Genomic DNA, 24,889 nt, shown 5'->3' on the forward strand with positions numbered 1-24,889 from the left:
AAGTAAATAATTACTTTAGTTATTGGTTAATAGACTCTTTCAGGTTACGGCATGCTCCATGTGATGGATAAGTAATCTTAAGCAGAAAATGGGATCTGAAAGAACTACGTTGCAATAATGCAATTAAACTTTTAATCCACTGTCCTGAACTGTTGGTAACACACAAAAAAAGCCTTCTCCAGCAAAGGAGAAGGCCTTATGTATAAAAGTAGGGGGTGATTTTTTTTGCTAGTTTGCCGTTAATGCGACGGCATTGAGTTGTCTGGACGTCCCGTCAGGACCGACAGCAACGATATTGTCGAAGATCACGCGTGTACCCGGAACAATGCCATTTAAAGCAGATGCCATGCTTGAACTTAACTGCCCGCCCGAAGTGGACAGTACGATTGCGTCTGCACGGGGTTTGGCAATAATCATCGTAAACTTGGTCACTTTAAAGGTAGCGTCAAAGTCAAAGTTATCCAGTTTCGCAAATAGTGCATTTTGTGCTTTCAGCGCTACTGTCGCCATGGAACCGCCTGTTTTACCGGCAAATTTGGCAATCGGATCCGGGATTCTTTTGACACGGAATTCGGTCGAACTCAAGGTTTGTGTCTTGCCTGGTGCCACTTCGGCGGATACGGCAATGCGGGCAGTTCCCGGTGAACTTACGCGTACATTATATTTGCCACCACCGGCACTGGATATGCTCCCGCCACTCATGCTCACACGAACTTTATCGGTAGGTGTGCCTGGAGCTGAAACGGAAATCGGATTATTGACGCCGATATACAGGACATTCATTTTATCCGGTGATACCACGGCCGAAGGACGGGCCACTTGATAGGTCTGCTGGGGTGTACGATATTCCTTAAAGGATCCATCAGTCTGTTTGACTTTAATCACCCCAGTCCAGCTAAAAATACCTTCCCGGTTGGTCGGTACGGAGTATACCCCTTTACCATCCACAATCTGTAATGCTGAACCGTTGACAGAGATCGCCGGCTCGGACTTGGAATCGGATGCGGTTAAAAAGACTTCTGCTTTGTAAGGTTGTCCCTGTACCAAGTAGGATGTAGGCGCAACGGCTACTGCAGCAAACTTGTCCAGATTAACCACGGCCTGATCCATTTTGCCCAGAATGATCTTCACCACATCAGACTCGGCATTTTGTGCATCGGTCTGGATCTTTGTCAGAATGGTCATCGCCGCGGTCAATGGCGTGCCACTGCCGAAATTGATATCTTCCCAGGATCTTTTGCCATTCACCGACTTCTCCGGATTCTTGGCTTCAAGGGAAAAAGAAACCATTTTTTGCTCTTCAGGTGTCAGTAATGCCAATAACTTGGAACGGGTTTCATTAATCTTGTCCTTCAGAATCGTTCCTTTTTTCTCATTGATCATCAGATTGGGAGAGATGTCTTCATTTTCCCGTTTGACCAGGTCACCCTTTTCTTCGTCGTATCCACCGCCCTGTTTGACAAATTCTTCTTTCAGGGACAGAATATATTTATCGAGCTCGCCAATAATAGCCTGTGCTTTTTTTGCTTTTTCGTAAATAGGTTTGGCCCTTGCGGGCTCCTCCTTTAATTTGGTGTTTTCAAATGCAGCGAATAGCTGTTGTACAGCCGTGTTGACATTTGACTTGGATGTTTCGAGACTGTTGTTGATATTTTTGAATGCATCCAAGATTGAATCCGGTACATTGAGTGCCAATAAAGCAAGCAAGACCAGATAGAGGATGCCGATCATCCGCTGTCTTGGCGTTTCTCTTCCTAATGCCATTTTTTCTAATTTAAGTAATACAAGGATAAATTATACACGAGGCTGGTTCATGGCACTGAGCATATTACCGTAAATGGCATTTAATGCATTCAGATTTTTCGCCAGTTTGCCCACTTCTTCTTTAAATGCTTTGGAGTCATCCAGTGATTCGTTGAAGTTTTGCATGGTATAGCTTAAGTTCTCATAAAACTTATTCATGGACTGCAGGTGTGATGCAGAGTCTCGTAATTCACGCTCATACATGGCATTGAGCTGACCAAGATTGCTGGTCAGGTTTTTTACCTGGTCGTGGTAGTTTGCCGTATCACCGGAGGTATTTGACATCGCTACGAGATTTTGTGATGCTTTTTCAAAGGCTAAGCTTAAGTTGTCAAACTTGGAGGTTGCTGTCCGCAATTTTTGTGTGAATTCATCTGTCGCTAGCGAGACATCAGACAATTTGTTGATAGCAGATACTTTTTCGCTGAAATCACGTAATCCACGGCCGAGGTTTTCGATGCTTGCAGGCTCAATATGGGCGTCGGCAAACATCTTGTCCAGGGCGGCTGTCGCCGATGGGCCTGCGGGCTGTGCAACCACTGTTTTACCACGAACAGGAAGCTCGCCATTGAAATTATCGTCCAATTCAGGATACACCCTGCTCCAGTCAGGCTCAGGCGGTGGGGGATTGAAACCCATCAGAAAGAAGAGAAGTGCCTCAACACCAAGTCCGATACCGATCATGTAGTTGGCTGTGCTGCCGCCAATGTGAAGGATCTTGAACAGTACCCCGATGATGACGATACTCGCGCCCCAGGATATGGCCACATTTAGCCATCTTGAATTGTCTTTTTTCTTGCTCATAGTTTTTATGTGTGTTTGGTTTAATTCTATTATTGGATAGTTTTAATTCATTTTTTTGTATAAAACGGATTTGTCTGTTTAATAGTATATACTTGCCGTATATCGCAAGCGGATTTAGTGTCTAGTTGAAACGACCAGCTTTGTTCAAAAAATATACCAAAGATGAATCTTGATCTAATTTTATGCTCTTAGGTGATCCATTTGTGATAGCAAATAGTATTTTCTCAAAATAAAACAAACGTTAGCTCTGCCCAACAGTTATACATAGTAGTAATTTATATGTAGTGCAATAGAAAAATAACTTTATGACCGAAGTATTAATCCAACTTTCACAGAACTGGCCTGCGTGGCTCTGGAATATGGCATTAATCCTATTTTCATTCCTGATTGGTATGCTCATAAAAATATTGTTTATACCCCTGTTGCGAAGGCAGGCGATCGAGCAGTCTTCTTATTCCCTGTTTCGTTCATTCATTCGCCGATTCAACAGGATATTGAGTATTTTTATTCCATTGCTGGTCTTTAACAGTTTACTTCCTTTTGCGCATTTTAATGCCAGAACATTACAGGTGGTGACCAAAATCAACGAGATATTGTTAGTCAGCTTTTTCGCCTTGGCTTTGATTCAGGCGATCAAAGTATTTGAAGATTATCTGTACCATCGATTTGATGTCAACAAGGAGAATAACTTACGTGAGCGGAAGGTCAGGACACAGATCGTTTTTATCCGCAAAGTGGTGGTGACCATCATTATTGTGGTCGCACTGGCGATTGTATTATTAAGTTTTGAAAGCATGCAAAAGATCGGTGCAGGATTGCTGACCGGTGTGGGTGTCGGCGGTATTATCATTGGCTTTGCGGCACAGAAATCACTTGGGAATCTGCTGGCGGGTTTTCAGATCGCATTTACACAGCCCATACGAATGGACGATGTGCTGGTGGTTGAAGGGGAGTGGGGAAAGGTTGAGGAAATCAACCTCACTTATGTGGTGGTCAATATCTGGGACAAGCGTCGTCTGGTACTGCCGATTACCTATTTTATCGAGAAACCTTTTCAGAACTGGACGCGGACTACAGCAGAGATATTGGGAACGGTTTTTATCTACACCGATTTTACCATCCCCGTGCAGCAGCTTCGGGAAAAGCTGACGGATTTACTCACTGGACATCCCCTATGGGATGGTCAAGTAAATGTATTGCAGGTCACTGATCTTAAGGAGCATTCCATGGAGATACGCTGTTTGATGAGCTGCCGTAATTCAGGGCAGGCTTTTGATCTCCGCTGTTACATACGTGAACAGATGATCGATTATATCAAGTTCAATTTTCCGGATGCCCTGTCCAAAACACGAGTTGATTATACTGCGAAAGAAATTAAAGCGTAACCCTTTTTAGGGGATCTTCCTGCCAGTCAGTGATTGGATACGGAAATGTCTTGTTCAAGCCATATCTTTGTGAAGTAATTTTGAAAGCAATATGCAGATTTTATTTTTTGTTTTATCGGGGCTCTTGATTGTCCTTAGTCTGCTGCCTTTTATCAGGTGCCAGCACTGGGTGTTTCGTGTGGCTGAGTTTGTGAAGCTGCAGCTGCTGGTCTTTCAGGTGCCATTGTTGGCCTGGGGATTTTACCTGGTTGCGGATGCTCCCTGGATATGGAGCATACAGATCGTTCAGGCGCTATTGATTGGCTATCATGTATTTATCTTGGTTCGCTATACTAAATTTTGGCGGAAAGAAATATATGAAAAGGGAAAAGATGCCTCGAATAGCATCAAAATTATCTCCTGTAATGTCTTGCAGTTCAATAAAGAGCACGACCGTTTTATAGAGCTGATCCGGAAAGAGCAGCCGCAGATTTTTTTGACAATGGAAAGCGATGCGGTTTGGGAAAATGCCCTGCGGGAATTGGAATCAGACTATCCAAATGTGGTCAAAGTGACCTTGGATAATACCTACGGCATGCATTTTTACACCAAGCTCAAGGTCAATAAAAGTCAGGTACATTACTTTGTAGCCGACGATATCCCCAGTATAGAAGCTGAATTGGAGACAGAAGACGGTCACCGTTTTATATTTTTTGCGGTGCATCCACCGCCTCCAAGTCCTACGGAGGAAGAAAATTCCAAAGAACGGGATGGTGATCTGCTCAGTGTGGCAAAAAAAGTACGCGATTATAAAATGCCGGTGGTGGTGACGGGTGATTTTAACAATGTGGCCTGGGCAAGATCTTCGGTCCTGTTTAAAAAAACAAGCAAGCTGATCGATGCACGGATCGGGCGTGGCATCTTATCGACCTTTCATGCCAATTATTGGTTTTTCAGGGTTCCGCTGGATCTGCTTTTTCATAGCCCAAATGTATTTATAGACAAGCTTTTTATTTATCCTTCGGTAGGTTCTGATCACTTTCCCATGGGCTGTACCTTCTTTATAGACCGCTATTCGGATGAGCAGGCGGAAGATATCGAAGAGCTTGAAAAGGGAGAAATGAACGAAGTTAATGAACTGATCGCGGAGGGACGCAAGGAGGAGAGTGACAACCGTGAATAGTTTTCGCATGCGATGGGCTCCTTGGTCATTGTGTGATCTTCAGCTTATATTCCATGACCGGAGCTACTGAGAAATAGCCCAGCGCATTATTGGAAATATTGGATTTCGGATTCCCGGGTGCGGCGTTGCTGAGATTGTTGCTTTGGTACTCGTTCCAATATTGATAGGTTTTTTGGTCCACACAATAGCGGCGTACAGTAATTGTGTCACCGGGGGATAGGTCTTTCTCCTGGTCGGTGATATAATGGGTTACTTTCAGTCCGTCGTTAAATTGGTCGGACTCTGCTCGTGCAAAACGAAAGGGGCTGCCATTGGTGGAGAGGGTATAAATATAATAATTGGAAATTTTAGCGGGATCTTTAAAGGTCAGTGCTGCAAAAAAATAATTTTCTCCGCCGAGATTTTTTTCGGAAATATGGGTTGACTCCACGGCAACATAAGCGGGCATCCGGCAGGTAGAACCATATTGCTGCTTTTGGACGTCAACATGCAACGTATAGGTCCGGCCGGAAAGGGGCTTAAAGGTACGATGGATATAATAGCCATCTTTCTCATATTGAAAAGAGTAGTTTCTATTTTCATTGTCTTTGACCCATACCGTTGCTCCTTTAATCCCGGAAGTATTGATGGGATCGTCGAATCCTACGGATCGTGAAATGCGTATTCGCTGGACTGAACTGGCGTCGGATAGCTGGGCATCAATAACAATGCGTGCCGCAGCGTCATTGAGATCAAGGTCCACTTTTTCTTCACAGGAAGAAATCAGCAACAACAGACTGGATAGGATAAAAGACAGTTTAGCATTCATAAGGTCTAAAATTTAAAGTTCCAGGTGACGGAAGGAATGATTCCAAATAAAACAATTTTATAAGCTTCGGTCAGATTGGGGTTGTCCTTGTTTTCCCGAAAGTCAATGGTATAAGCATTTTTGCGGTTGTAGGCATTGTATATACCAATTGTCCAGCTCGAATGAAAGCGTTTGCCCGTTTTATTGGGGGTGTAAGTCGCTGACAGATCCAGACGATGATAATCAGGCATGCGGTAACCGTTCCGCTCGGTATAGTAGAACATGGATTTACCGTTGACAAGGTATTTTCCGCTCGGAAAGGTAACGGCATTTCCGGTATTGAAGGCAAATGTTCCGCTGACTGTCCAGCTGTCCGAAAGGGCATAATTGGCCACAATTGCGAGGTCGTGCGTACGATCCTGCCGTGCATTGAACCATTTCCCCTCATTGATCCCGTTAAATTTACGCCGGCTTTTGGAAAGGGTATAGCTGATCCAGCCTTTAAGACGGCCGCTATTCTTGCGCAAGTGCCCCTCTATTCCGTAAGCCCGGCCGATACCAAAGAGCAGCTCCCCTTCAAAATAGGCATCCGCCTGTAAGGTGGCCCCATTGCGTACGTCAATCTGATTGCCCAAACGTTTGTAATAGGCCTCGACCGAAAAATCGTATTGCTTGTTCGCAAAAGTACGGAAGTAACCAAGGACGGCTTGGTCTACGCGCTGTGGCTTAATATGGAGACTACTGAGTACATACTGATCGGTGGGCAGGCTGGCGGTGGTATTGGTCAATTGATGCAGGTTCTGCACGATGCGGTTGTATGAGGCTTTTAAGCTGCTGCGTTCATCTAGCATCAGACTGGCGGACAGACGTGGTTCCAGATTGATATAGTGTTTGGCAATCTGGCTGTTATCCTGTTTTTCGGAAATAGGCATTCCGTTTTTGTCAAATTGATAGAAGGTCCGTTTGCCCAGGACCATAAAATCATGGACATGGAAGCCGTACTGTAACGACAGGTTGGTGGTAGCTTTCCATTCGTGGGAGATATAACCACCGAGATCAATACCCCGCTGGCTTTCAATGGCTGTCGGATTGACAGACTGATTTTTGCCCGAAGAGAGATTGGCTGGCCGGATGGACTGTGCCAGTGCGCTTACCCCCAGCCGGATGGTATGATTGGAGTTCGCATAATAGGAAAAATCCTGCTTCGCATTGACGTTTCGGATGTTGGAGGCCACCTGAAAATCAATCTGCTCGCTGGAAACACCGGACTGATAATTGAACCCACTGTAGATAAGCGAGGTGTTGCTCGATATTTTATCGTTAAAGCGGTGGTTCAACCGTGCCGTCGCCGTGGTATTTCCCCAGAAAAGATGAAATAGGTCATTGTACTTTAATCTGTCTTTGCCATGATAGCCCGATAGGTATAGGTTGGTTTTCTTACCCAGATTAAAACTAAGCTTGGCATTTAGATCATAAAAATACAGGCTATTCTTATCCATATCTTTACTTTTCGCCAGTTTTAAAAATGAATCAGCATAGGAACGGCGGGCACTGAATAGAAAGGAACTCTTATCTTTTACAATAGGACCCTCAAGATTAAGCCGCGAAGCAACTATACCCAGCCCACCTTCGCCAGAGAACTGTTTTTTGTTGCCCTCCAACATGGAGATATCTAGTACTGAGGATATCCGGCCGCCAAATTGGGCCGGTATGCCGCCCTTATAGAGCTGTACGTCCTTGATCGCATCCGAATTAAAGGTAGAGAAAAATCCGAGGAGATGTGATGCATTATATACAGTAGCCTGATCAAGGAGGATCAAGTTTTGCCCACCGTCACCACCACGTACATGAAAATTGGTAGAGCCTTCACCGCCGCTCTGTACACCGGGCAGCAACTGTATGGTTTTAACGAGGTCTTTCTCGCCAAAGATGACGGGGACATCTTTAATATCTTTCATATTGAGATGAACTGTACTCATCTGCGGGTCGTCGATGGCTTCACCCTTCTCTTTGGCCGATACAACAACTTCATCGATTCGGTTGGCTAAGGGCTTTAATGCAAAGTCCTTAGCAAGGTGCTGCTGAAATTCTATCGTAACGGTCTGTTGCTGATAGCCGATGTAACTGACCGTTAACTGCTGAGCGCCCTTAGGCAACATGATGTGATAATGTCCCTGCGGGTTTGTGGTCGTACCGATGCTGTCCCTTACCCTTTTAATAATGGCTCCGCTCAGTGGTTTTCCGGTCGTAGCATCACGGATAGTACCGCTTAGAAATGTTTGCTGTGCCGAAGCGAGGAAAGGGGCTAGTACAATAGTGAGGGAAAAAATATACGGAATGATTGAGCTCATTTTTAGTACTGGTCTGGGGTGATCTTTTTTACAAATATATTAAGTGCTTTATTTTAATCTTGTGTTAAAATTTGTTGCTATAGTTTAGACGCTCCCGTACTGATAATTGTTTCATTTTTTTCTCTGGTTTAGTTAGTATGTAACGCTTTTGCTACATTAAATATTGTTCGAAACCTGTTATTAAAGCATTAAGTTAACTTAATGTATGATATTGATCTGTACGATTAAAAAAACAATATGCGGGATATTTACTTATAAATGTGTAATTTAATGGCGCTAATTCATATTGTAAATCTAACTAATGGATAAAGATTATCATTATAAAATGCCTGAAGAAAAGCTGCAATCCATGACCATTGATTTTTTGCGCTTTCCCCTGATTGTGGGTGTGGTATTTATCCATACCGATTTTTCTGATATTGTCATGGCCGGAGCAAAACAGATCAGCTTTAGGGATTATCCTATTTTCTCGTCTGTTTTTTTCTTGTTTTCGAAAGTTATTTTTGAGGTCTGTGTACCACTTTTCTTTTTTATTTCAGGGTTCCTGTTTTTTTATAAAACCGCTGGTTTTTCTAGAGAAATTTATTTGCAAAAATTAAAAAATCGTGTCCGGTCTCTGTTGGTTCCTTATGTTTTCTGGAATCTGTTGGTCATTTTATTCCTTTTGCTTGCACAGACATTCTTGTCGGGCAGTTTAGTTTCAGGAAGAAACAAATTAATAACGGATTATAGCATGCTGGACTGGCTATGGTCCTTTTGGGATACCTCTCAGATTAACCCGCATTTGAAGAAATCGTTGCCTGTTAATTCACCCTTTTGGTTTATCCGTGATCTGATGGTTGTAGTGCTGTTTTCGCCAATAATCTATTTTCTGATCAAAAAGCTACGGGCCTATGCCGTAATTATATTGGGATTGCTCTGGATTTTTAATCCATTTTTTTATTTTCCGGGGTTGAGTACGGTTTCTTTCTTTTTCTTCACTGCAGGGGCGTATTTTAGTATCAACAATAAAAACTTTGTCAGTGGTATGCGGCCGATGCTATCGATCGCGGTGCCTTTGTATGTCCTGCTTGTTGTGGCACAGTTATTATTTATGAACAAAAGCTGGTGGGTTGATTTATACTGTGCGGGAATTAGCATAGGTCTTATTGCTACGGTGTCAGTTGTTGCTCATTTTATAGGAAAAGAAAGCTGGCGCCCAAACCTGTTCCTGGCCAATGGCAGCTTTTTTATTTTTGTCTACCATCGTTTGCCGCTGGTCTTTGTGGTCAAATTTTTATTTAAGGTACTCAAGCCACAGTCTGAAGTCTTATTGCTGTTCCTGTACTTTTTCTGTCCCGTTATTATCATTGTTTTTGGTTTGATGATTTACAGTTTTTTAAAGCAGTTATGGCCTCGGTTTACGGCAATTGTCAGTGGCGGACGTTAATCAGAATTTATGAAAAGATATAAAAGGCCTGTCATTATTCTACTTGTATTGGTTATCGGGGCATTGCTAGTCAACTATGGCCGCAAAATACTGATTAAAAACAAGTACAAGCGGATGCGGACGGAATATGTATTTACAGATGTCATCAATCTTGGCTGTACTCCGGTGAAACAACAGGGCGCATCGAATACCTGTTGGTCCTATACCGGTAATTCATTTTTGGAGTCGGAGATGATCCGCATGGGAAAAGAGCCTGTTGAAATTTCACAGGTTTATACAGCCCGACAGGCCTATGTGGACAAAGCGCATAATTTTGTGCGTCTCCACGGAGGGCTGACGATGGGTGAAGGTGGGCAATTACATGATGTGCTGAATGTATTTCGCAAGTACGGTGCGATGCCGAGGACTGCTTACGCAGGCTTACGCGGCAACCAAACCTACAATGATTTTAAGAAAATGACCCCCAAGCTGAATGCCATGCTCAAAGTGCTTGTGAAAAGCAGGCCACTGACCCCCAATTGGGAACAGGCTTACCGCGCTGCACTTGATGCTCATCTTGGGGAGGTACCTGAAAAATTTGACTTTAAGGGCAAAACCTATACGGCACGATCATTTGCGGATCAGGTGATCGGCATCGATCCTGATGATTACATTGGCTTTGCTTCTGTAACAGATCAGCCGTACTATAAGCCTTTTGTGCTAATGGTGCCAGACAATTGGTCTTTTGATCGTTTTTATAATGTACCGATGCAAGATCTAACCGGGATTATTGATACAGCATTGCAGCAGGGCTTTACCATTGCCTGGACAACGGATGTGTCTGAGAAGGGGTTCTCATGGCCTTATGGTATTGCTTATGTTCCCGAAAAGCCCTTTGACAGGATGTCCAGCGAAGAGAAAAAAGCCATGTTCGTCAAACCGATGCCCGAAAGGAAAGTTACTGCCGAAGAGCGGCAGATGGCCTTCGACAATTGGGAGACCACAGATGATCATGCAATGCATATCGTCGGGCTGGCCAGGGACCAGCTGGGAAAGGAATACTACCTTGTTAAAAATTCATGGGGAAAGGCCAACGATTTTAAAGGGTATATGTACGTCACCAAAGAATTCGTGAAATACAAAACGATTACCTTGATGTTGCATAAAGGGGCGCTTAATCCAGTACTGTCGGCTAAGATTAATTTGAAAGCGTTATAAGTCTAGTATAAAGGCAGGAAGGTTTGTTCTTTCCTATAATTCAATAGAAATAGTTGTAAAATACCCCAAATGAGGTATTTTATAGATTAAGGTACTCCATTAATTTTACGCCTAAAGAAAGGGTGAAATTATGAAAAGAATAAGCCTATATATTCTTATGCTGTGCATGGGATATTTTTTAGCCATTAGCTGTGCGAAAAAAGAACGCGAAATAGATGAAGATAATACCGGACAGCTAGAAAAAAAAGAGCGGGCGGCGTACAACAGCAAACAAATGCCAGGAATTGGTAATGTGTATGTGTCAGGAAGTGCTGGAGCGGGTAGTAAGCAGGAGTTATACGCTAAAGCTGACTATCAAAGTGGATACCTTGCGTATTATATTTCTCCAGAGTCGGCCAGTGATCTCGGGTCTGATCATCGCATCGTTTTCAGTGCAAATAAAGGTGATCAATGTATCGTTGAGATGGATGAAGAGCATCAGATCCTACGTATGTATACTGAACGTGAAGGGAAGCGTTTACCGGTTATACTGAAAATCAGCCAATACAGCCTGAAGGAATTTGAATTCCAGCTCTATCGGGTCGATTGGGATAAAAAAGTAGAGGAACTCGTAAATAGCGTTTATCTGCGGGATGGTAAACCTGTGGGAACATACAAACTGGCTGCGCGTGCAGCCAATAGAGCGGCCGATACCACTGCTAAAGACACATTAGGTTTCCCGGGGATAAAAAGGCCTGCAAAACAGCCCTCAGTCACTGCGACAACTGGCGTAGTTTTACAGTATGTAAATACGGTATTGGGACCATTGGTCGATCTTTCCAATGAAGGTATGGGAACCTTATCAAGTAAGCTGGAGCAATCTTCCGTAACAGCGGATGCCTTTAGCGCACTATGGTATGATATGGGGACGATGAGTACAATGCTCGCGAAGGCAGGCCTGTTATTTGGTTCTTTTCATACAGATCCTTTAGACAAAACCGATCCTTTGTCGACTTTCAACTGGTATTTTGGCCAAGGACAAGCTGCAGTCAACCTAAAAAATATGCAGTTGATACCTCTATTGAAAAACTCCACGCTAGTATACGATGAGACCGATCTGGCGGGACGGTTAAAACTAGTCATGCAGGTTGAGGACAAGAACAAGAAAGCGTTGATTGGAAATCCGGTGTTTGTAGACTTCAGGGTGGAATTGGAGCAGGAAGGAAAAGTTCATGTTTTATCAGAACAAACCCTGAGCTCTGATAAAGAAAAAGGGATCGTGGAACTTGTATATAATCTGCATCAGGCGATGGTGAAACCCAAGCTTGGAAGTAAGTTAAATGTGTTTTATAGGTTCAGTGCGCATGAAGGGGCTGTTTTTGCGAAACAGGAAGTTGCTATCGCTGACCGGGAGCCTGCGCGGATTACCATTGTCAGTGGTGCGGGGCAAGAAGTGGACTGGGAAGAAAAACTGAAAGCACCATTGGTTGTAAAAGTGACCAACAAAGCGGGACAGCCGCTAAAGAATATTGGTGTCAGCTGGACGGTGCAGTCGGTATCCTGGGGGATTATCGTGGGCACATTGAGCGAGACACAACTGCAGACAGATGATCAGGGATTAGCGAAGACTTATTATACGGTCGGAAAGCAGCAGGAGAAACCCGAAACGGTAAAGGTACAAGTAATTGGAAACAATGGACAGCCTATCCCAAAGGTGGAAACAACATTTAGCTATAAGCAGAAGCGTAGGAATTTTACTCTTGTCCAGATGAAACATGAGACGGATAATTCTGATATGACTAAAGTAAGTGTGATGCGGGAATGGAAAAATGGCGATGCGGTTACAATAATGGAAAATGAACTGATTACGTTTAATATTAAGGAAGATGGGAAGCTGTTGAATTATTCAGATGGATCCATAGCGCATTTTATACAATCTACGAAAGGTCTGATTGCTACTTCAAGATATGCCAACCGGACATTTCAATCCAATGATATTGTTCTAAAGAATTGGGCGGTGAAATTCTCCGATCCTGTTACTGGACGCATGGATAGTATTGTTATAGATCTAACGATCAGCAATCAACTTTATAGGACATTTGTGGGCAAAACGCTCCGGATAGAAGGAGGTGGAGACCCGATAAATGGGAATAGTGATGAAGTGCTGACGTTTACTTATAGGAGCGATGGTAAAGTAGATATGAAAAGTGTCAAATATCCGAAAAATGGTGTTATAACAACTTTTGAAACAGCTCATATTAATAGTTATGCGCCGGTCTATGGTTGCCCAGATAAAAATAGTGTTATTCCTTATACCATGAAACGGGTAATTGGCGTGATTACATCGCCTGCTCAACCACCGATGGTGTACGGCATGAGTGCCAACTTCATTTTATTTGCTGATGGTACCATTAGGCCCAATACGATGATGACAGGTTTTGACGCCTGTACATTTAATCAGTTTTGGAGTAGTATAAAGCTCCAATAAGGAGATGTTAATATGTTTTGTTTAGGAACTATATATTTCCATTTATTTAAATAAGTAGAAAGGCTATTCGAAAGAATAGTCTTTTTTTTGAATAGTATAACAGCTAATTTGCAATGCATGTTTTCTTTGCAATGAAACTTGAGCTAGAATAATACGTCAGGAAGAGGGAGATTGATAATCTGTGCATGCAGAAGAAGGCCCAATTCTATACAGCGTTTGATGAGTGAGCTGCTGTTGCAGGTATTGGTCTTGCGGAGTATATTTTTCCGGTGTACGCGCACCGTCAACTGGGATATTTCAAGTTGTTTTGCAATTTCAATGCTCGACATCCCTTGGGCGATAAAAGGCAGCAGTTCAAGTTCACGTTTGGTCAATGGGCAGTTGCTATAATCCTTTTTTGGTTTGGCCGATAGGTCTATTTGATAGAAGTCAGTGCGGCCATTAATGCCCATCACTGTCGCAATATAATTATTGGTCCGCGTCAGATGGGAAATATCGGTATGAATATTGAGACTACGGACGATCTTATTTTCTTTATCTGTGATCAAGGCTATAGCTTGATGATGAAACAGGCGGTAAGAACCGTCTGCGACACGCATGCGAAAACAATAACAGGTCTTGAGGGCTTTAATATGCTCTACACCTATTTCCAAGACTTTATAATAACAATGTTCTTCGGCTTCAAGGACAAAGGAAAGATCATCAGGGTGGATTAGGTCTATAATCTCCTGCAAGTGGCCTGGTACAGTTGCCAAGCCGTGTATAACACAGAGCTGTGGATGTTGATGACTGAGCTGCTGTTTGAGGATATCAATAAGATAGTAGTAATAATCACCTGTAATAAATATTTCTGAAATTAATTCAAGGATGGATGTAGCATCCATCACGGTATCTTCTGAGGAAAAGATCTCCGGATATTTTTCCCAAATAGGAATCAGGCTATGTTCCTTGTTTTTCATCCTTACAATATTAGCAATAGGAGAGTTAGGGTAAAATACCCCATTTGGAGTATTTTTAGATTAAGCCAAATTCAATACATTTTTTGATTAAGCAACCACTATTGGAACATGCCGTCTTCTTGAGAAGGTTTTTCCGGTGTACACGAACGGTCAATGGGGAAATAAAAAGTTTGTCAGCAATCTGTTGGCTCGACAGTCCCTGCGTTAATAAACGGAGTACTTCCATTTCACGTTTGGAAAGTTTTGGCAAGTTAAGTTCGGCTGGTCCTGCTGAGAGATCTAGTTGACAGTAATTGCGATCACCTACAGCTTTTACAAGGACAATATGATTGTTAATAGTGGTAATGTGATTGATGTCCGTATGAATATTCAATGCTGTCGTAAAACGTCCTTCTTGATCTTGGCTCAAATGAATCCCTTGGTGATGAAAAAGATGATACGTTCCATCCGCTACTTTCATTCGAAAACAATACGAGGTTCTGTATAATATATTTTTTCCAAAACCCATTTCTTCCATTTTTAATAAGGTCGCCTTCTCTGCTTCAAAGACAAAATTTAAGTCTTCGGGGTGAATATAATCAATAATGTTCTTTACGGTGCTTGGGTAAGTTTTTGTGCCATGTAAAGAAAGTAGATTCTCATGAATATGATGCAAGCTATTATCTGCGATATTGATAACATAATAATAAAAAGGGCCAATGGCCAAAAGCTCGGTTAAAAATCGGCCAATGTTCACTTTTTTGGGAACCGAGTATTGAGTAGAAATGGCATCAGGATAACTGTCCCAAAGGTTAGAGAGTAAATGTTGCTGTTTTTTCATCTTCCAATCGGTTAAATATCTATTACATAGAAAATAGCAAAAACGAGTACAATGATACTGGCTAGGTATCCTTGTTTTTCATATACGGCTGAGATCGCCTAAAAATAGTGAAATAATGGTAAAATGTCAAATAAGATGGCAAGGAAACTGTACAAAATAGCTACTAATAACGGAGCTAATTTAATGAGATAAGAAAAGAGTTTCTGGTCTTTCATTGTTGGTCCTTGTATAAGTCAAAAAAGGCAGCCTCAGTCTTGAGGCTACCAGTGTATTTGGAGGTGTAAATGTTATTTTTTGAGAAGGGTTCGAGATCGAAACGCCCATCACCTTCATCCCAGCGCTGGGATCCAGTTCCGTCTTTTTTTTTGCATCGTTTTCATCAATGAGGTCATTGTCTTTACTACATCCTGTAAATAACAGGATGAAGAAGCATATTGTCATCCACAGGGGATGGGTGTTGTGTTTTACGTGAAGTGTTTTATAATATTTCTCTTTTACAAGGTTTATATAGCAGAAATTATATCTGCCGTTATTGCTGTTTTTTTAGGATAGTTTAAAATCTGAATGCCAAAAATATACGGCTTCCGTTCAGTTTTATTTTCTCTTTTACGGTTACTTCCTGTTCTTCAAGCTCGTCAATGTCAATATTGAAACTATGTTTAGCTGATCCCCAGCGTGCTTCAAAACCTAGTCCAAATGCACCATAGTTGGCTGATAGGCCTGTCGTGAAAAAGTTGCCAAACCCACCGGAAAATTCTTCATCAGCATAAAGTAAAGAGTAGGAGGGAGCATAGCGGACATGGCCTGATACTGTAAACCCATCTGTCAGACCTACATGGACGGATGGACCAACCTGCATACCGATTTCTCCTTTATGGGTAACATAGTTATCTGTCTCGGTAATCATGCCGCCATTTCCGTCTTCAATGGAATAGGTCTCAGTTTGTTTAAATTGGGCATAATTTAAATCAAGATAAGTCCAGTCGATGCCAAAATATAGCACTTTAGCAATCGGTTCCTGATTCAGGAAGAATGTACGGCCACTGCTGAGTGAGGCGCCAAACTTACTCTTGATTTTGGATTCACCATCAAGGTCATCAGCCGCTTTGAGATGTTGCGAGACATAACCAATGTTCAAATATTTTTTTCCAGGTTTGGATTGAGCATCCGCTGTGTAATACAGCAAACTGAAACAGGCTAATAATAGTAATACTTTTTTCATAGCTTTTGGGATAATAAGTTGTTGTAATATACTTTTCCAAAATTAGACCCTCACAAAGGATAATAAAATACCGCGTTTGGGGTATTTTGCACGATTCCCATTTTGTATAGCTTTACTTTGGATATTGATATGCTCTTCGTTCTATTATTTAAGGGCCTTCCAAAATAACCTATGAAATGAAAAATAATGCTATTTGACACAGATTACATATTGTTTTTATTGTATTTGCCAAGCATGACCACCACCCTTGTTGGATTGGGGATGGGGATATATTGGTTTGGCCCGGTACCTGCAGCTAAATATACGTTCAATACAAAATTGCTATTGGAAAGGGTGCTCATTTGCTATATAATTATGCTTACAGCTATTGCAGTACTGGTTATGAATTCTTGTCTAACAGACGAATTCTTTGGAAACTATCTTTCTGCTGATATCTTGTGGATTGGGGTAGTAATTGCAATCTTGGGCTTTGTCTTTACAACCATTTTTGTTGCGTTTAAGTCTATTGTGTTGTGGTCTGAAGCTTACAGTCGGGGACGAAAGAAATGCCAGTGGTATTTGGTTTTATTACCGCTTTGGTTATGTTGTTTTTTAGGGCAGATGATTGCTTTTATCTGGGTAATAAAAAAAATGGGATAAGAGATAAAATTCCCAATTGTTTCCATAATTCGCTTGGAGGTTTGTCGTATGAAAAACAACAAATCACTTCTAAAGCTTTTAGGTACAGTCTTTACAATTTGTATCCTGCTGTGTTCTTTTTCGGTCAATGCACAAGAAAATAAAGTCCTACCCGATAAAGTACATCATGCGGAACCGTTATACAATGATCTTGTTCGGGACCTCGGTGCAAGAAAGGGGGAGAAGGAGTTTAATGTGGGGGCAGATATTAAAAGAATGCGTAGCGTGGATGAATACGGTTATTTAATGGAGTATGAGTTCGCGCCCATTGAGCGTCTGGGGCTGGAAGTGGAAACCGATTTTATGTATTCAAAAAGTAAAATGGAGCATGTAAAGTCAAGCAACGAACTCGAACGCTTGCGACTGTCATCACAATATTCTTTTTATGTCTCAAAAAAACAGGCGACAACATTAGCGGTAGGGTATACACAGCTATTTAATTTCATTGCGGGGGGGACAGCGTTCAATCCCTTTTTCGTCGCTGCAAAGAGTTGGCATACGAACTGGCATACATTGATTTATACCGGACCGGAAATTGCCTATCATTATAAATCACATACCACCAAAATGAATTGGCAAATCAATACCTCCCTGCATTATACCTTGCCACTAACGGATCATTTTATTGGTCTTGAGGTGAATCAGGAAGTTACTTCAGGAAATCTGGAGACAACATTCCGTCCACAAGTGAAATTGGGGCTGAATGATAAATTAGCTGTCGGAATGGCTGTCGGCTTTCCGATTGGGGGGATGGAAAACGCGATCAGCTCATTTTTTCGCTTAATTTATCAGCTTTAAAAATGTTTTTAATCCGAAGAAATAGCGTTCGCAATTTGCGGATTTTCTTGTTTTAGTTGTTGATGCAATTTATTTTATTTACGCTTTTATGTGCAATAATTCATGAAATAAAAATTTAAATTTATCCTGGCACTACGAATTTACTTTTATATAATTCGTCAAGATAAACCCCAAGCGAGCGTGTTCGTTCAGTATCCGTATTACTGATATAGCGCTGAAACATCAGCTCGGTACTATGTCCTGTTGCTTGCATAAGCAACGGTGTTGGGATCTTGCCGTAGAAATTAGAGGCAAAGCTACGTCGGCCGATATGGCTGGTAATGGCTTCCCACTTTTGTACCAGCTTTTCTGTCGACCTGAAACCACTTCGGGTGCGAACTTTGATCAGGCTATTTATACCGGCAAGGCGTGCGATTTCCTTAATCTGTTCATTGTATTTCTGAGCAGAAAGTTTTGAAGGGAAGTTGTTTCCATTGTCAGACATAATGTTTATGGCCGTCGGATGCAACGGTAGCAGTATTGTCTTTTGTGTTTTCTGCTGCGTAAAAGAAAGACAGGGTTTTCCGTCAAGGATTTCCATCATATCAAGATTAAAATTCATAAAATCCGAAACGCGTTGCCCCGTATAGCAGCTAATGACCAACCAGTCTTTGGCAGCCTTCAATTCTGGAGGGACGACAGTATCTTTGATTCGAATGAGTTCGTCTTCAGTGAGGCTGATGACACGGTTTTGTTTTTTGATTTTTGGAAGTTCCAGTTCATAAACTAAAGTGCGTATTCCTCTTTTTTCTAAGAAATTGAGGACAGTACGAACAAAATATATGGTGCGATAAATTGTGCTCGAGCTATAGGCTTCCAATTCTCCGAATTTTATAAATTCTTTTACAAAGTCGCTGTTTACTTCATTGATCATCAGATTTCTACGCTGGAAACCTTCGAAACGCCTTAACATATTAAAAAAGACTTTGTACCGCCGATGTGTAATGTCGGAAATGAGGTGCAGACGGCTCTGGATAAAGTTGTCTGTCGCTTCCAATAGACTTCCGGCTTCGAAAGGGCTTTCTTTTAAAATGCAGCATTTTTTTATGAGCTGGGTTAAAACATTGAGTGAGAATTTACGTTGTTTAAATGCTACCTCCTTCAGGTAATTTGATATGGCAATTTTGGTCGCGTCTAATTTTGCGTTAAGCTTTTTATAAATTTTTAAATAAATGTTGTCCGGACGCTGTTTGTCTTGATTCCAACGGTTAGGAATGATTTTTAAGGATGTTTTAACGACAAACTCTTTTTGTTGTTCATCGATAAATTTTAGGGCAATCAGGGATGTCGAGCCTGTACTCAACAGGGTAAAATTGAAAATCATCGCGTACACTTTTTACTAATATCTGAGTATAAAGATAATAGTATATACGAATTAGTCTAATTCAGACTACAATTTCACTTACTCAAATATACCATTTTTATTTTAAACGAGTGCAAACGATTGTGTTAAAATAACCATGGAATTAAAAAAATACTAGATTAATAGCTGAATGCTTATCGTATCAAAATGAGTAAAATTTATATAATTGAAAATCAGGCATTAATATATTTTTTTTAGTCTGAATTAGACTAACATTATTACCCCAAGTGGTTATTTAGAAAATGTTTAAAAAACTAATCATAGCATAATGATGAAATCGAAACGTAATTATATACAACCAAAAGTTGAGGTAATACTTGTCGAATCGGAGAATTCTTTCGATAAAATTTCTCCTGAGATAGACGGGGAAAAAATAAAACTTGATTGTAACAAAGTCTCGAAAATTAAATTGTTGGAAACGAAAATACTTCCGTCTTAATCTTTTGATGGTTTAATGATGGAGTACTATAGTTTAATGAAAAATAAGCATACATGGAAAACAAGATTAAGTTGATTTTTGCAGATGACTGCAGGCTCCAGCAAAAGATTATTGAGCTACTTTCTGCGCAGCTTGATCTGTTTGACCTGCAATTTATGGCGGATAACGGGAGCGAATTGCTCCGGCATCTTGCTTCTTGCAAAGTATTGCCCCAGATTTGTATTTTGGATCTGCACATGCCTGTGATGAATGGGATAGATACCGTGCGCGAAATGAGCCGTCGATTTCCATCCATTAAAGTATTCGGGTATACGGCTACTGATTGTCTGATCGAAATAAATGATTTCAGACGTAATGGAGCGCTGCGGATTTTTTCAAAACGCAATCCGAAACAGATGTTGGAGGCAATTTTCGGTTATGGAAAGATGGGGATACAATATGAGCGGCCCGTAATCATTAGAAAAAACATTTCAATCGTTTCGCATGACAACTCCTGATAAACTTGGCGATATCACGACTGGCGGCTTTGAGTTTTTTAGTTTTCGGAGTATTCCTGATCAGGACTTCGGACAGAACAGACGGGATTTTTTTACGATAATCAAGACTTTCGAACCGATTGATATCGTAGTTGAGAAAGAAAAGTATCGTCTTGCCACAAATCAGATGATTTTTGTTGGTCCCGGTAGGTTTATTGACATGTCAAATGTGCGTTTGGGCAAAGGTTATCTGCTTTGTTTCACTGCCGCATTTTATGAACGTTCACTCGAGGATACCGCTACAATTCATTCACCATTATTTTTTGGAGAAAGCCCGGTTCTGTATCATGACTCTCGCTTTGGCGAACAGGTTTTTAATCAACAGATTACGAGCCGCCTCGTTATGGTGCGAATGCAGGGGCATATATTTGATCGTGTTGCACACCACTGTGTGGAATCGCTTTTATTGGATGCGTATCATGATATAGCGGCAGGCGATCACATGTCGCAGCTAAAGAACGCAAGCGATATTGCGCTGGTAAATCATTTTTCGATGTTGATTCATAAACATTGCAGGGAACATACCTATGTACAATTCTATGCAGATCAGCTTCACGTCACTGCGCGCAAGCTAACAGATATATGTTTATCGGTGACTGGCAAAACCGCCAAATCGTTGATTTTGTCCGTTTTAGTTCAGCAGGCTGTAAAATATATCAAGCATACCAGTCTATCTATTTCACAGATATCCTATGAAATGGGGTTCAACGATGAATCCAACTTCCGGAATTTTGTGAAAAAGCAGACAGGCCATATTCCACGTGCGTTGAGGCAAAGTTAGCTGAGATGAAAATCTAAGAAAATTATACCCTATGAATGTTAATCGGTTATTTCTGATAGTGATTACATTGGTTTTTGAGTTATTCAATGGATGGACCACTATGGCGCAACAAGCGTTATTGACAATTCGACTGGGTACCATTATCTCGGTCAGCTGTAATCCGAATCAAGCTTATTTTTCATCGGGTGACGCCCGGGCAATTTCCGTGGATTCTTTGGCTGTTAGGACATTGGGGCCGTTTGAAGTGCTTTTAATTAGAGCGCGCATCGATATTGGTAGGGGAGTCGACAGCGAAGGAGAGAAGTATAAAAATTTTATATTCGGGAATAGGCCGGCTATATCATGCGATACGGGGGAGAAAAGAATAATCGGACAGCGGCAGATGACATTTCCGCTTCAACCCGGGACAAATACGTTTGTTTCAATAACGGCTTTATAGCTATTGGGTTTGGGGCGCGGACTTAAAATACAGGAAGGGCCTTCTGCTGATGGGACCTTTGCATTTTGTTCTGGGCAAGGGTTTTCGTTGTAAGACTTCGCGGCCAACATATTTTCGTAACAAGCTATAGATCCTTTCGGTGCTAAAATTGATGTTATAATTTTCCTGGAAATCGTCGACCATCTGTTCGAGTGTCCGGGGTTCGGAAAAATAATCCGAGGCATAAACGACATAGGCGATCAGCTCGCGTTGTCTTCTCAGGTCCTCATTGACGGCTTCATTTGCCGATTCGATTTTTTGTTTCAGGAGGAAGTTTTGCTCCTGAGCGGATATTGTTTTTTTAAAAATATGTAAGTTGGGAAGACTGTCAGTATCTATGTTCAGCGCTATTTTCGGGTTGAAAAAGTCTGAAAGTGAAATGGAAAACGGCCGGCATATTTTTGCGACATGTTCCACGGTGATGGTGAGTGTTTTATTGTAATGGCTGCGCAGGGGGCCTGCCGTTAAGCCGGAGAAACTTGCGAGGCCATTGAGCGAGAGTCCTGTCTGATTCATGATCTCCACAATCCGTGATGAGATCAATGTGGCCAATGCATTGTCTGTAACTTTTCCCATTTTATTTTCTGAAAATGATATCCTTTAGCGCAGCAGATCAGTTTTCCATCGCGTCATCTCGATCAGAAGCTAGGCTGCCGGTATTTTAAGAAGTTTCGGGGGTAGATCGTCAGCTTCTTATGTTGCAAAGACTGGCAATAGCTGATGTGTATTTTGATCTAATAGACTGGCTATCAGTTGTAAAAAAATAATGGAACGAACGCCTTCGTTCCATTTTATCCATTAATATTATCAAGTCGAACGCAAAAAAAATGACTTGATGGCTCAAAAGTAGAAAATATTATTGGAACTTTTCGTGTGAAAATTGACGATAATCGTGTTAAAAAATGTGAAAAAAGAATTTTTGTAGGTAGTCGGCCACAATAAAAAAAGCGGCTAGATTTTATCTAGCCGCTTTCTGATATGAGGTGTTAAAAATACCTTATTATTTTAGTTTGTACGTACGCAACGAACGTTTTTGAAGGTGGTACTTAATAAGTCTGCGCCTAATACACTCACACCATTTAACAATTCTCCAGTGTTATTAGCCATATGGAATCTAGCTCCAAGAGATGGTAAAAGTCCAGTCCACTCGAACCCCCTTCCTGCATTACCATAGTATCCCCATGTACCAGCTCCCGCTAAACCAAGTATGTTGGTTCCTTGTTCATTAGTCCATAGAGCCGTAGCTTTACCGTAAGTATCGAGTATTGGAAGACCCAAATTGACAACTTGCACGCCAACAAGATCTGCCGAGATATCATTCAAACCAACATTAAGCAGTCCATCTCCTTCACCGATTGCCTGAAGCACGTTTACGTTTGAAATTTGACCATTGTAATAAAAACGTAAATTATTAGAAGCACTAGCTGCGTTGCCGAATGCATTGTCGCCACTGGCAGGAGCTCCAGATGTAATTGTATATTGCCCATAAGTATATGGGGAATTTGGATCAAGCGACGAATTTGGCGCTTTCGTATTGATTAGCATAGATGTAGCGTTACCTAGCAGGTTCGTAAGAATATTTAAGATACCAGTAACACCTGTGGCATCAACGACTTGTCCTAAGCCGCCTAGCGCACCCGTCAAATCATTAAATTTGATATCATCACGAACTAGTCCCTCGAAATCTGCTTTAGCCGGTTGTTTCCACATTCCTGCTGGATAAACCAATGCGCATGGATCGCCTTGAGTAGAAGTTGTTGCGAATTTGCCAGGGATAAGGGCTCCGAAACCGAAATAACCATTTGCTTTACTTGTCAAAGTGTTGTTTGCATAGAAAGCATAATTGCGGCCGTTGCCACTATTGCCTCTATAGTATAGGTTAGAGCGTCCCCATTTTACTTGACGTCCACCATAATTAGTGACCAATGGTGACTCAATAACATTTAACAATAAGCGATGGCTTTTGCCTAGCTCAGGTGTCACAGAGAAATTGAAATCCGTTGCAGTTGCAAAGTATGTCCGTGCTAAACTCCCGTCTACGTGGTTAATGTTTAAGTTCTGTAGTGTTACTTTGACAGCACTTTGTGCAGCGGTTGAGGCTGTATATACGTAAGCAATTTTAGCGTCGTTGTGCAGTGGATCAATATTTTTGAAGTCGGCATAGCTAAGCGTCGGTGTGAATGATGCACCAGCGGTCACAACACCATCCAATAAATTAATGCTTCCTGTTGCTAAATTCAAACCTGATACAGAAACACTAGGGTTCCCAGTGATATTACCAAAAACACCGATAGTATTTAATTCTATACCAACGCGTGAAAAAGCATGGTTAAATAGAATATTAATGGTGGGGCTAGACGCTAAATTAACACTGCCAGTTGCATAAAGCACGTCTTTATTCTGTGGAAGTGCAATTGATCCACTCGCTGGCGTTAATGATGGCGCTGTGTCTTTCGCGTTGTATGAAAGTGCAACCCAAGTGTAGGATCCGGCTGGATCAAGACCTTCGATAGTACCTGCAGTGCCTGACAATAATTCTTTTGACGTAACCAGTGTATTTCCTGAGTAGATATATACTACATATTTTGTGTCTTGTTCCATATTCTCTGTTACTCCAGGAGCAACGTCAGCCGCTGTGCCGTTTGAACGTACAGAATTAGCCAAACTACTGGTTTTTACAGGAACATTATTATCCGTCGAAATTTGCATGTCGACATCACTGAACGAATAAATTTTGCTTTGTGCTGTTTTGCTGGATGAGGAAACACCCATACGTTTTACACCTTCATCGTTGTTTGTATTGATACCGCCAACTGAGATGGTTAATTTGTTGCTTTTTGTGTCAACAAGTTCTGTTTTTGAATCTTTGGAGCAGCTCGTTATCAACGTCCCTGGTATTGCAAGTATTGCCATTGCAACAACCCAGTGAGCCCCTTTCTTTTGTAGAAATTTCATTTTAGTGCTTTTCTGTTGTTAATAATTTAAATACTTGTTTAGGATGCGTCACCGTTATTGGTTTCGTCTGCTCCGGCTCCCCAGCCGCTTGATTGTGGAGTAGCGCCTGGTTGGGCCTGAGAACCTGCAGCAATGCCTTGCTCAAGTTCAATAACGTGCTCCTTAATGGACGGAGCTACGTACATTTTTTTTGCGTTCTTATTCATGATAATATTATTTGGATAATATCCATACTATTGCTAGCATGGGGTTTAAAATTTAATGGACAATTTAATTTTTCATTGTTAAAAATTTAGAAATTAACGTTTTGATAAGCTGCTTGTCTCTGCGTTCAGACAAGTGTTGTAGTTATCGCTGCGTCAATTTTGTTATAAATATTCTGTTAATGCTGTATAAATTTATATATGTCTACTATTTTATTTCTAGTTTGGCTAAC

General features: G+C 41.5%; 21 protein-coding genes. 10 read left to right on the forward strand and 11 right to left on the reverse strand.

The window, feature by feature from the left end; all coding sequences use genetic code 11:
- Window positions 1-228 precede the first annotated feature (228 nt).
- Both gldM and gldL read right to left on the reverse strand, forming a co-directional pair.
- The gene (gldM, locus tag B4G94_RS25655) at window positions 229-1,764 is read right to left on the reverse strand and encodes a gliding motility protein GldM (RefSeq protein ID WP_286862972.1); all 1,536 of its coding nucleotides are present in this window, start codon (window positions 1,762-1,764) and stop codon (window positions 229-231) included.
- A gap of 30 nt (window positions 1,765-1,794) precedes the next feature.
- Window positions 1,795-2,607, reverse strand: coding sequence for a gliding motility protein GldL (gene gldL, locus B4G94_RS25660; RefSeq protein ID WP_286862973.1), 813 nt, complete (start codon window positions 2,605-2,607; stop codon window positions 1,795-1,797).
- A 305-nt stretch (window positions 2,608-2,912) separates the two neighbouring features.
- On the opposite strand from gldL, the gene B4G94_RS25665 reads away from it, so the two are divergent.
- Together B4G94_RS25665 and B4G94_RS25670 are read left to right on the forward strand one after the other, a co-directional pair.
- Complete coding sequence (locus B4G94_RS25665) at window positions 2,913-3,992, forward strand: mechanosensitive ion channel family protein (RefSeq protein WP_286862974.1); 1,080 nt, start codon at window positions 2,913-2,915, stop codon at window positions 3,990-3,992.
- Window positions 3,993-4,083: 91 nt separating this feature from the next.
- Entirely contained in the window at window positions 4,084-5,154 is a 1,071-nt protein-coding gene (locus tag B4G94_RS25670) for an endonuclease/exonuclease/phosphatase family protein (RefSeq protein ID WP_286862975.1), read from the forward strand.
- A 25-nt stretch (window positions 5,155-5,179) separates the two neighbouring features.
- Here the strand turns inward: B4G94_RS25670 and B4G94_RS25675 are convergent, their stop codons facing one another.
- Window positions 5,180-5,962: a DUF4249 domain-containing protein gene (locus B4G94_RS25675; RefSeq protein ID WP_286862976.1), complete on the reverse strand. Its 783-nt coding sequence runs from the start codon at window positions 5,960-5,962 to the stop codon at window positions 5,180-5,182.
- Window positions 5,963-5,967: 5 nt separating this feature from the next.
- Window positions 5,968-8,292: a TonB-dependent receptor gene (locus B4G94_RS25680; RefSeq protein ID WP_286862977.1), complete on the reverse strand. Its 2,325-nt coding sequence runs from the start codon at window positions 8,290-8,292 to the stop codon at window positions 5,968-5,970.
- Between the two features lie 301 nt (window positions 8,293-8,593).
- Between B4G94_RS25680 and B4G94_RS25685 the strand changes: the two genes are divergently transcribed.
- The 3 genes from B4G94_RS25685 to B4G94_RS25695 all read left to right on the forward strand — a co-directional run bounded on the left by B4G94_RS25685 (window position 8,594) and on the right by B4G94_RS25695 (window position 13,385).
- Window positions 8,594-9,721 (forward strand): acyltransferase family protein, encoded by a 1,128-nt coding sequence (locus B4G94_RS25685; protein ID WP_286862978.1) that lies wholly within the window; start codon window positions 8,594-8,596, stop codon window positions 9,719-9,721.
- A gap of 9 nt (window positions 9,722-9,730) precedes the next feature.
- Complete coding sequence (locus B4G94_RS25690) at window positions 9,731-10,918, forward strand: aminopeptidase C (protein ID WP_286862979.1); 1,188 nt, start codon at window positions 9,731-9,733, stop codon at window positions 10,916-10,918.
- Between the two features lie 130 nt (window positions 10,919-11,048).
- Window positions 11,049-13,385 carry an Ig-like domain-containing protein gene (locus B4G94_RS25695; protein WP_286862980.1) on the forward strand — a complete coding sequence of 779 codons (2,337 nt, stop codon included), beginning with the start codon at window positions 11,049-11,051 and terminating at the stop codon, window positions 13,383-13,385.
- Between the two features lie 143 nt (window positions 13,386-13,528).
- Here B4G94_RS25695 and B4G94_RS25700 read toward each other — a convergent pair whose 3' ends face one another.
- The 3 genes from B4G94_RS25700 to B4G94_RS25710 form a co-directional block, all read right to left on the reverse strand.
- Complete coding sequence (locus tag B4G94_RS25700) at window positions 13,529-14,344, reverse strand: LuxR C-terminal-related transcriptional regulator (RefSeq protein WP_286862981.1); 816 nt, start codon at window positions 14,342-14,344, stop codon at window positions 13,529-13,531.
- 55 nt (window positions 14,345-14,399) lie between these two features.
- A complete protein-coding gene (locus tag B4G94_RS25705; RefSeq protein ID WP_286862982.1) occupies window positions 14,400-15,164 on the reverse strand; it encodes a helix-turn-helix transcriptional regulator in 765 nt (254 codons plus the stop codon).
- Window positions 15,165-15,717: 553 nt separating this feature from the next.
- Entirely contained in the window at window positions 15,718-16,386 is a 669-nt protein-coding gene (locus B4G94_RS25710) for a hypothetical protein (RefSeq protein WP_286862983.1), read from the reverse strand.
- Between the two features lie 186 nt (window positions 16,387-16,572).
- Between B4G94_RS25710 and B4G94_RS25715 the strand changes: the two genes are divergently transcribed.
- Window positions 16,573-17,025: a hypothetical protein gene (locus B4G94_RS25715; RefSeq protein ID WP_286862984.1), complete on the forward strand. Its 453-nt coding sequence runs from the start codon at window positions 16,573-16,575 to the stop codon at window positions 17,023-17,025.
- A 48-nt stretch (window positions 17,026-17,073) separates the two neighbouring features.
- Complete coding sequence (locus B4G94_RS25720; protein ID WP_286862985.1) at window positions 17,074-17,862, forward strand: HAEPLYID family protein; 789 nt, start codon at window positions 17,074-17,076, stop codon at window positions 17,860-17,862.
- A gap of 121 nt (window positions 17,863-17,983) precedes the next feature.
- On the opposite strand, the gene B4G94_RS25725 is transcribed toward B4G94_RS25720, so the two are convergent.
- Window positions 17,984-19,225 carry a tyrosine-type recombinase/integrase gene (locus tag B4G94_RS25725; protein WP_286862987.1) on the reverse strand — a complete coding sequence of 414 codons (1,242 nt, stop codon included), beginning with the start codon at window positions 19,223-19,225 and terminating at the stop codon, window positions 17,984-17,986.
- A 531-nt stretch (window positions 19,226-19,756) separates the two neighbouring features.
- Between B4G94_RS25725 and B4G94_RS25730 the strand changes: the two genes are divergently transcribed.
- The 3 genes from B4G94_RS25730 to B4G94_RS25740 are packed head-to-tail and all read left to right on the forward strand — an operon-like array spanning window position 19,757 to window position 21,459.
- Window positions 19,757-20,200: a response regulator gene (locus B4G94_RS25730; protein WP_286862988.1), complete on the forward strand. Its 444-nt coding sequence runs from the start codon at window positions 19,757-19,759 to the stop codon at window positions 20,198-20,200.
- On the forward strand, window positions 20,187-21,020 hold the full coding sequence (locus B4G94_RS25735) for a helix-turn-helix domain-containing protein (RefSeq protein ID WP_286862990.1): 834 nt from the start codon (window positions 20,187-20,189) through the stop codon (window positions 21,018-21,020). The genes B4G94_RS25730 and B4G94_RS25735 overlap by 14 nt, the downstream gene beginning before the upstream one ends.
- Before the next feature lie 31 nt (window positions 21,021-21,051).
- Window positions 21,052-21,459 (forward strand): hypothetical protein, encoded by a 408-nt coding sequence (locus tag B4G94_RS25740; RefSeq protein WP_286862991.1) that lies wholly within the window; start codon window positions 21,052-21,054, stop codon window positions 21,457-21,459.
- Here the strand turns inward: B4G94_RS25740 and B4G94_RS25745 are convergent, their stop codons facing one another.
- The 3 genes from B4G94_RS25745 to B4G94_RS25755 all read right to left on the reverse strand — a co-directional run bounded on the left by B4G94_RS25745 (window position 21,460) and on the right by B4G94_RS25755 (window position 24,659).
- Window positions 21,460-22,074, reverse strand: coding sequence for a hypothetical protein (locus B4G94_RS25745; RefSeq protein ID WP_286862992.1), 615 nt, complete (start codon window positions 22,072-22,074; stop codon window positions 21,460-21,462).
- Window positions 22,075-22,503: 429 nt separating this feature from the next.
- Window positions 22,504-24,453 (reverse strand): fimbrillin family protein, encoded by a 1,950-nt coding sequence (locus B4G94_RS25750; RefSeq protein WP_286862993.1) that lies wholly within the window; start codon window positions 24,451-24,453, stop codon window positions 22,504-22,506.
- A 38-nt stretch (window positions 24,454-24,491) separates the two neighbouring features.
- Window positions 24,492-24,659 carry a hypothetical protein gene (locus tag B4G94_RS25755; RefSeq protein ID WP_181390600.1) on the reverse strand — a complete coding sequence of 56 codons (168 nt, stop codon included), beginning with the start codon at window positions 24,657-24,659 and terminating at the stop codon, window positions 24,492-24,494.
- Window positions 24,660-24,889: the final 230 nt, after the last annotated feature.

Source organism: Sphingobacterium sp. UBA7625, from assembly GCF_002484085.1.
In the GTDB taxonomy this organism is placed as follows: Bacteria; Bacteroidota; Bacteroidia; order Sphingobacteriales; family Sphingobacteriaceae; genus Sphingobacterium; species Sphingobacterium athyrii.

Bases quoted from the DNA above. Each gene is read 5' to 3' on its own strand.
- gldM (WP_286862972.1), bottom strand. From the start codon at position 1,764: ATGGCATTAGGAAGAGAAACGCCAAGACAGCGGATGATCGGCATCCTC.
- gldL (WP_286862973.1), bottom strand. From the start codon at position 2,607: ATGAGCAAGAAAAAAGACAATTCAAGATGGCTAAATGTGGCCATATCC.
- B4G94_RS25665 (WP_286862974.1), top strand. From the start codon at position 2,913: ATGACCGAAGTATTAATCCAACTTTCACAGAACTGGCCTGCGTGGCTC.
- B4G94_RS25670 (WP_286862975.1), top strand. From the start codon at position 4,084: ATGCAGATTTTATTTTTTGTTTTATCGGGGCTCTTGATTGTCCTTAGT.
- B4G94_RS25675 (WP_286862976.1), bottom strand. From the start codon at position 5,962: ATGAATGCTAAACTGTCTTTTATCCTATCCAGTCTGTTGTTGCTGATT.
- B4G94_RS25680 (WP_286862977.1), bottom strand. From the start codon at position 8,292: ATGAGCTCAATCATTCCGTATATTTTTTCCCTCACTATTGTACTAGCC.
- B4G94_RS25685 (WP_286862978.1), top strand. From the start codon at position 8,594: ATGGATAAAGATTATCATTATAAAATGCCTGAAGAAAAGCTGCAATCC.
- B4G94_RS25690 (WP_286862979.1), top strand. From the start codon at position 9,731: ATGAAAAGATATAAAAGGCCTGTCATTATTCTACTTGTATTGGTTATC.
- B4G94_RS25695 (WP_286862980.1), top strand. From the start codon at position 11,049: ATGAAAAGAATAAGCCTATATATTCTTATGCTGTGCATGGGATATTTT.
- B4G94_RS25700 (WP_286862981.1), bottom strand. From the start codon at position 14,344: ATGAAAAACAAGGAACATAGCCTGATTCCTATTTGGGAAAAATATCCG.
- B4G94_RS25705 (WP_286862982.1), bottom strand. From the start codon at position 15,164: ATGAAAAAACAGCAACATTTACTCTCTAACCTTTGGGACAGTTATCCT.
- B4G94_RS25710 (WP_286862983.1), bottom strand. From the start codon at position 16,386: ATGAAAAAAGTATTACTATTATTAGCCTGTTTCAGTTTGCTGTATTAC.
- B4G94_RS25715 (WP_286862984.1), top strand. From the start codon at position 16,573: ATGCTATTTGACACAGATTACATATTGTTTTTATTGTATTTGCCAAGC.
- B4G94_RS25720 (WP_286862985.1), top strand. From the start codon at position 17,074: ATGAAAAACAACAAATCACTTCTAAAGCTTTTAGGTACAGTCTTTACA.
- B4G94_RS25725 (WP_286862987.1), bottom strand. From the start codon at position 19,225: ATGATTTTCAATTTTACCCTGTTGAGTACAGGCTCGACATCCCTGATT.
- B4G94_RS25730 (WP_286862988.1), top strand. From the start codon at position 19,757: ATGGAAAACAAGATTAAGTTGATTTTTGCAGATGACTGCAGGCTCCAG.
- B4G94_RS25735 (WP_286862990.1), top strand. From the start codon at position 20,187: ATGACAACTCCTGATAAACTTGGCGATATCACGACTGGCGGCTTTGAG.
- B4G94_RS25740 (WP_286862991.1), top strand. From the start codon at position 21,052: ATGAATGTTAATCGGTTATTTCTGATAGTGATTACATTGGTTTTTGAG.
- B4G94_RS25745 (WP_286862992.1), bottom strand. From the start codon at position 22,074: ATGGGAAAAGTTACAGACAATGCATTGGCCACATTGATCTCATCACGG.
- B4G94_RS25750 (WP_286862993.1), bottom strand. From the start codon at position 24,453: ATGAAATTTCTACAAAAGAAAGGGGCTCACTGGGTTGTTGCAATGGCA.
- B4G94_RS25755 (WP_181390600.1), bottom strand. From the start codon at position 24,659: ATGAATAAGAACGCAAAAAAAATGTACGTAGCTCCGTCCATTAAGGAG.